This window comes from Streptomyces sp. MS191 (assembly GCF_008042125.1).
Classification (GTDB): Bacteria; Actinomycetota; Actinomycetes; order Streptomycetales; family Streptomycetaceae; genus Streptomyces.
The window spans coordinates 61,423-68,183 of the sequence record NZ_RDBI01000057.1; the positions used below are offsets into that span (position 1 = coordinate 61,423).

Here is a 6,761-nt window from a genome sequence, read left to right on the forward strand (position 1 = left end):
TCCTACCTGTCGGCCATCACCAGTCCGTCCTTCGCCGCCCCGCGGCCGAGGACGACCTCGCGGATGGTGTCCCGTACGCCGGTGTACCGGGCGGCGCCGCCCTTGATCGCGGCGTTCAGGTCGACCACCCGTCCCCGGTCGGTGTCGAACCACTGCGGGACGAACTCCGCCCGGGTGACGTCCCAGCGGCTCCCCGGCGCGTTCGGCGGGGTGAAGGTGAAGCGGGCCAGCGTGCCCTGGTTGCCGCGGGGGTCGTACTCGCCCGAGTGGTTCACCATCCGGCCCGCGACCTGGTCGCCCATGCCGTACACGATCCAGGTCCCGTTGACCTTCTCGTACGCCTGGGGGACGTGGGCGTGGGTGCCCAGGATCAGGTCGATGTCCGGGCGGCCGCCGGTGCGCGAGGCGGTGAGGGACCGGCCGAGCGTCAGCTGCCGCTCGTCGGGCGCGGTCTGCCACTCGGTGCCCCAGTGGATGCTGACGACGACCACCTCGGCCCCTGCCTTCCGGGCGGCCCGCGCGTCGGCGACGATCCTCCGCTCGTCGATCAGGTTGACCGCCCACGGCTGCCCCTCGGGCATCGGGTAGCCGTTGGTGTCGTAGGTGTACGCGAGTTGGGCGACGGTCGCGTCGCCGGCCCTGAGCAGCGTGGGGCGGGCCGCCTCCTGCGCGGTACGGGCCGAGCCGGCGTGCCGCACACCGGCCCGGTCGAGGGCGTCCAGGGTCCGGGCGAGGCCGGCGGCGCCGTCGTCCAGGGTGTGGTTAGAGGCGGTGGAGCAGGAGTCGTAGCCGGTGGCCCTGAGGGCGGCGGCGATCTGGGGCGGCGACGTGAAGGCGGGGTAGCCGGTGAAGGGTCCGCCCTCGGGACCGTAGACGGTCTCCATGTGGCAGATCGCCAGGTCCGCCCCGGAGACGACCGGCGCGACGCCCGCCAGCATCGGCGTGAAGTCGTGGCCCCGGCCACCCGCGTCCGCGGCCGCCTGCTCGATGACCGAGCTGTGCGGCAGCACGTCGCCCGAGGCGACGAGCGTGAACCCGGTACGCGCGGAGGCGCCGCCGCCGACCGCCGAGGGTGCGCCGGGACGTTCGGGGGTCTGCCGCGCGGGCGGGTCCGCGGGGGTGCGGGCGGGACCGGCGCAGCCGGCCGCCGCGGTGAGCAGGACGACGGCGACGGCCACCGCCCCGCGTCTGGTGCGCTGGATCATCAGCCGGCCTCCACCATTCATACGATGAACATCTGACCGTATGAATTCACAGCGGATATTTTGCACAGTCAAGAGACAAAGCCGCTTGGGATGGCAAACCGTGCCGAATCGGATGCAGCGACTGCCGCCGACCGTTCACCGCACCACTCGCCGCTCGGTGCGACCGTTCGTCGCACACCGTTGTCCGTTCCCTGTCCCTCGCCGCCCTCATGCGTTCGTATACGCCCCGTGGGATGACGAGCCGGCAGGAGAGGTGTGGAGCATGACAACGGCGACGACGGACGAGAGGGCCCTCGCGGAGCTGCAGCGTGAACACGGCCCGGCACTGCTCGGCTTCCTGCTCGGGCTGACCTACGGCGACCAGCAGCGGGCCGAGGACCTCGTGCAGGAGACCCTGGTCCGCGCCTGGCTGCACCCCGAGGCGTTCGACGGGCCCTACACCTCCATGCGCCCCTGGCTCTTCACCGTGGCCCGCCGGCTGGCCATCGACGCCCGCCGCTCCCGGCTCGCCCGCCCCGCCGAGATCGGCGACGGAGTCCTCGCCGCCACCCCGGACCCGGCCGACGCCACCGAGTCCGCGGTCGCCGCGCTCGACGTGCGCGCGGCCGTCCGGTGCCTGAGCCCCGAACACCGCGAGGTCCTGGTCCGGCTCTACTTCCACGGCCTGACCGTCAACGAGGCCGCCGCCGACCTCGGCATCCCGGCCGGCACGGTGAAGTCACGCTCGCACTACGCGCTGCGCCAGCTCGGGCACCGGCTGCCCGGCTACCGGCCGGGCCGCAGGAGCGTTGCCCGCCCGCTGGCCGGGGCCCCACAATGACCGCGTGACGCTGACTCTCGCCGCCGCGGACAAGGTACTCGCCGACAACTTCGCCCCCTGGGTGCTCGATCTGGGGCTCTCGGTGATCGCCCTCGACGAGCACGGGGCCGTGCTCAGACTCCCCTGGTCCGACCGGCTGGCCCGCGAGGGCGGCGGGCTCAGCGGCCAGGCGCTGATGGCAGCCGCCGACACGGCCACCGTGATCGCGGTCGCCGCCGCCCGCGGCGGCTTCGTGCCGATGACGACGGTGCAGCAGTCGATCAGTTTCCAGCGGCCGGTGCTCGGCACGGACGTCCTGGTGCGGGCCCGCCTCACCAAGGCCGGGAAGCGGATGGCCTTCGCCGACATCACCATGACGGCCGAGGGGACGGACGAGACGGCGGCGCACGCCACGGCGGTCTACGCCCTGCTCGGCTGAGTACCGGCCGGGGTCGAGGCCGGGACCGGCCTCGACCCCGGTCCCACACGCCCCGGACGCACTCCCGGACCCCCTCCCTCCCACCAGCACCGATCCGGCGGGGGAACGTATCCGAAACCACACAGGCGAGTTGAGTAAAGAGCGACCCGTACGCGTCTTCCTCGGTGGAGGCTCGTCCTCGGGATCCTCGCACTCTGCGTCCGGGAGAAGGTGGGAACGTTGCTGCCCGAAAGCACGAACGGCACCAGCGGAGGCGGCCTCGCCGTCCCGATGGCCTGGCTGTGTGCCGAGTTCATAGCCGACGACCTGCTACGGGCGGGCTGCCTCGTCGAGCCCGGCTCGCTGGAGTACCGGGCCGGCCGGCAGACCCTGGCGCTCACCATCCACCTCTGCGAGGGCGCCGACGCCCCCTCGGGGGCGCGGACCGTGGGCCGGCTCGACGAGTGGCTGTCGCGGACCGCGTACGACCACCCGTGGCCGCAGTGGGTGCGCGAACGGCTGGCCGAGCGGGTCCGGGCGGGCGAGACGAGTCCTGATCTCGCCCTCGCCCGGGAGACCTGGCGGCAGTTGGAGGCGACCCAGTTACGGGCCGTGGACCTGGGCGGCCCGCCCCCCGGCGGGGGCCCCGGCGCCGCGATCGACGAGGCGGACCAGGTGTGGCTGCCGGCCTGGAAGCTGGGGCTCCCGCTCTGCCATCTGGCCCTGCACCTGTACTGAGCCGGACCGGCGGCGGACGGGCGGGCCCGGGTCCCGGGACGCCCCGCGGGCGGCCCCGGCCCGACGGCCACGCGACCTCACGGGGCGGCCGTGCGGTGCACACCCGCCCGGTACTTGGGGATCCGCACCGTCACCTTCATCCCCGCCCCGACCCCGGTCTCGATGACGAGGCCGTACTCCGGCCCGTAGACCTGCCGCAGCCGCTCGTCGACGTTGGACAGGCCGATGCCGGACGTGGAGGGCCGCTCGCCGCGGAGGATCGCGCGCAGCGCGGCCGGGTCCATGCCGACGCCGTCGTCCTCGATCGTCACCAGGGCCTCGGCGCCCMCGTCGCGGGCCGCGATCGTGACCCGGCAGACGTGCACGGAGTCCTCCAGGCCGTGCTTGACGGCGTTCTCCACCAACGGCTGGAGACAGAGGAACGGCAGCGTCACCGGCAGGACCTCGGGCGCGATCTGCAGGGTGACCTTCAGGCGGTCGCCGAACCGCGCCCCGGCCAGGGCCAGATACTGCTCGATCGACCGCAGTTCGTCGGCGAGCTGCGCGAACTCACCGTGCCGCCGGAAGGAATAGCGGGTGAAGTCGGCGAACTCCAGCAGGAGTTCACGCGCCCGCTCCGGATCGGTGCGGACGAAGGAGGCGATGGCCGCGAGCGAGTTGAAGATGAAGTGCGGGGAGATCTGGGCGCGCAGGGCGCGGATCTCCGCCTCGACGATCCTGGTCCGCGAGCGGTCCAGCTCGGCCAGTTCCAGCTGTACCGAGACCCAGCGGGCGACCTCGGTCGCCGCCCGTACGAGGACGGCCGACTCGCGTGAGCCGTAGGCGACGAGGGCGCCGAGCACGCCGTCCTCGCCGGTGAGCGGAGCGATCACCGCCCACCGCAGCGGGCATTCGACGTCCGCGCATCCGGCGTGCGCCGACTGGCTGCGGCCGGACGCGAGGACCTCGGCGACCTGGTCCATGACATGGGCGCGGTGGTGGTCGCCGCCCGGACCGTCCCAGGCGAGGACGGCGGACCGGTCGGTGAGGCAGAGCGCCTCGGTGCCCAGCAGCGAGCGCAGCCGGCGCGCGGCCCTGCGGGCGGTCTCCTCGGTCAGACCGGCGCGCAGGGGCGGGGCGGCGAGGGAGGCGGTGTGCAGGGTGTGGAAGGTGGCCCGTTCCACCGGGGTGCCCAGGTCGAGGTCGGCGGCCCGTGCGCCGCGGCGGGCGGCGAGGCGTCCCAGGGCGAATCCGGCGGCCAGCAGCAGGGCCGCGCCGGCGACCGCGGCGGCGACCGTCATCCCGGTCATCGCGCCGCCCCCTCGCGTGGACGGCCGGAGGCGGGCCCGGGTCCGCCGGGGTCCCGCGGGTGCTCCGGGCCGGCGCCGGGCGCGCCCGTGAACTCCTCCGGCAGGTGCAGCCGGGCGAGGAGCGCCGGCGTCCCCGGCGGGATGTGCCGGGGGGTGGCGAGGGAGACCAGGACCATCGTCAGGAAACCGAGCGGTACCGACCAGACGGCCGGCCAGGCCATGAGGGTGTGCGGCCAGCCCTCGGGCGGCAGTCCGGCCCGCGTCGCCATCACCGCGGTGAGCGCGGAGCCGCCGCCGAGCAGCAGGCCCGCCATGGCGCCGGGCGGGGTGAGCCGCCGCCACCAGATGCCGAGGACGAGCAGCGGGCAGAAGGAGGAGGCGGAGACCGCGAAGGCGAGGCCGACGGCGTCGGCGACCGGCACCTTGGAGGCGACGACGCCCACGGCGAGCGGGACCGCGGTGGCCAGCAGGGTCGCGAGGCGGAAGTGCCGTACCCCGCGGGAGGGCAGGACGTCCTGGGTGAGGACCCCGGCGACCGACATGGTCAGTCCGGAGGCCGTCGACAGGAACGCGGCGAACGCGCCGCCGGCGAGCAGGGCGCCCAGCAGGTCGCCCGGGACCCCGCCGATCATCCGGTCCGGCAGGACGAGCACGGCCGCGTCGGCGGCCCCGGTGAGGGCGAGTTCGGGCGCGTAGATCCGGCCGAGCGCGCCGTACACCGGCGGCAGCAGGTAGAACGCGCCGACCAGGCCGAGCACGACCAGGGTGGTGCGGCGCGCGGCGCGGCCGTTCGGGCTGGTGTAGAAGCGGACGGCGACGTGGGGCAGCCCCATGGTGCCGAGGAAGGTCGCGAGGATCAGCCCGTAGGTGGCGTACAGCTGGTGGCCGTCGCGCCCGCCGGCCAGCGGCTGCGACCAGCCGAGCGGATCGGCGCCTGTGGTGGCGCGCTCGGGCACCGGCGCGCCGCGGGGGAAGGACAGCTCGGTGCCGCCGTCGACGCGATGGGTGCCGGGGTCGAGGGTGACGGTCGCGCGGTCGTACGGCCTGGTGTCGACGCGGCCGGTGACGGTGAGCGTGAGCGGGGCCTCTACCTGGATCCGTACCGTGTCGGCGACCTTGACGACCGCGTGCTCGCGGAAGACCGCGGGTGCGTCGAAGCGGACCCGGGGCGCGTCGTCGCCGGACCAGGCGGCGGCGAGGAAGACCGCCGGCACGAGCAGGGCGGTGAGCTTGAGCCAGTACTGGAAGGCCTGGACGAAGGTGATGCTGCGCATGCCGCCGGCCGCGACGATGCCGGTGACGACGACGGCGACGAGGAGTCCGCCGACCCAGTCGGGCGCTCCGGTGAGGATCTCCAGGGTGAGTCCCGCGCCCTGGAGCTGCGGAAGCAGGTAGAGCCAGCCGATGCCGACGACGAAGAGGCTGGCGAGCCGGCGGGCCTGGGGGGACTCCAGCCGGGCCTCGGCGAAGTCGGACAGCGTGTACGCCCCCGACCGGCGCAGCGGGGCGGCGACGAGGGCGAGCAGGACCAGGTATCCGGCGGTGTAGCCGACGGGGTACCAGAGCATGTCGGGGCCCTGGACGAGGACGAGTCCGGCGATGCCGAGGAACGAGGCGGCGGAGAGGTACTCGCCGCTGATGGCGGCGGCGTTGAGGCCGGGGCGGACGGTGCGGGAGGCGACGTAGAAGTCGGAGGTGGTGCGGGATATCCGCAGGCCGAGGGCGCCGATGAGCACGGTGGCGAGGACGACGGCGGTGACGGCGGTCACCGCGTAGGTGTGGTTCACGTCCGGTCCCCCGCGCTCAGCGGCCTTCGACCAGGCCGGTGAAGTCGCGTTCGTTGCGCTCGGCGCGGCGGACGTACCAGTGGGCGATGCCCCAGATCACCGGGTACAGGCCGACACCGAGCACGATCCAGACGACGGCCTCGGGGGCGGGCAGGGCGAGCAGGGGCGGCAGTGCGCCGACGATCAGCGCGAGCGCCCCGAGCGCGGTGAGCCCGGCCCGCAGCTGGCTGCGCATCAGGGAGCGGACGTAGGTGTGGCCGAGGGTGGTCTGCTCGCTGATCTCGGACCGGGCGGGCGGGTGCCCCGGTCGCGGCCCGGGCACCGCGGCGTGCCGTACGGCGGCCGGCGGGCCGTCGCCGCGGACCGCGGAGGCGTGCGTGACGGTCTCGCGCCGGGGCCGACGCGACGGCGGCGGTGGCTGCTCGGACGTCGGTGTCCGCTCCGTCATCTGTCGACCTCGCAGGGGCTGGGGAGAGTCCACGGAGTCTACGCAGCGGCACGGGAGGACGGTAGGTCCGGTGGGGG

At 74.4% G+C, this 6,761-nt stretch carries 7 protein-coding genes; 3 read left to right on the forward strand and 4 right to left on the reverse strand.

Going from position 1 to position 6,761, the window contains the following annotated elements; genetic code table 11:
* Positions 1-2: 2 nt before the first annotated feature.
* Positions 3-1,205: a CapA family protein gene (locus EAO71_RS25280; RefSeq protein ID WP_147980126.1), complete on the reverse strand. Its 1,203-nt coding sequence runs from the start codon at positions 1,203-1,205 to the stop codon at positions 3-5.
* 262 nt (positions 1,206-1,467) lie between these two features.
* Between EAO71_RS25280 and EAO71_RS25285 the strand changes: the two genes are divergently transcribed.
* From EAO71_RS25285 to EAO71_RS25295, 3 genes are all read left to right on the forward strand, one after another.
* Positions 1,468-2,025: a sigma-70 family RNA polymerase sigma factor gene (locus tag EAO71_RS25285; protein ID WP_147980127.1), complete on the forward strand. Its 558-nt coding sequence runs from the start codon at positions 1,468-1,470 to the stop codon at positions 2,023-2,025.
* A gap of 4 nt (positions 2,026-2,029) precedes the next feature.
* On the forward strand, positions 2,030-2,443 hold the full coding sequence (locus EAO71_RS25290; RefSeq protein WP_147980128.1) for a PaaI family thioesterase: 414 nt from the start codon (positions 2,030-2,032) through the stop codon (positions 2,441-2,443).
* Positions 2,444-2,662: 219 nt separating this feature from the next.
* A complete protein-coding gene (locus EAO71_RS25295; RefSeq protein WP_147980129.1) occupies positions 2,663-3,160 on the forward strand; it encodes a hypothetical protein in 498 nt (165 codons plus the stop codon).
* A gap of 77 nt (positions 3,161-3,237) precedes the next feature.
* Here the strand turns inward: EAO71_RS25295 and EAO71_RS25300 are convergent, their stop codons facing one another.
* From EAO71_RS25300 to EAO71_RS25310, 3 genes are read right to left on the reverse strand one after another with little or no spacing between them, the layout of a single operon-like run.
* Positions 3,238-4,449 (reverse strand): sensor histidine kinase, encoded by a 1,212-nt coding sequence (locus EAO71_RS25300; protein WP_147980130.1) that lies wholly within the window; start codon positions 4,447-4,449, stop codon positions 3,238-3,240.
* Positions 4,446-6,236: a sodium/solute symporter gene (locus EAO71_RS25305; protein ID WP_261992335.1), complete on the reverse strand. Its 1,791-nt coding sequence runs from the start codon at positions 6,234-6,236 to the stop codon at positions 4,446-4,448. Before EAO71_RS25305 ends, EAO71_RS25300 begins: the two co-directional genes overlap by 4 nt.
* Positions 6,237-6,252: 16 nt before the next feature.
* Entirely contained in the window at positions 6,253-6,684 is a 432-nt protein-coding gene (locus EAO71_RS25310) for a DUF485 domain-containing protein (RefSeq protein ID WP_261992336.1), read from the reverse strand.
* Between the last annotated feature and the right edge of the window lie 77 nt (positions 6,685-6,761).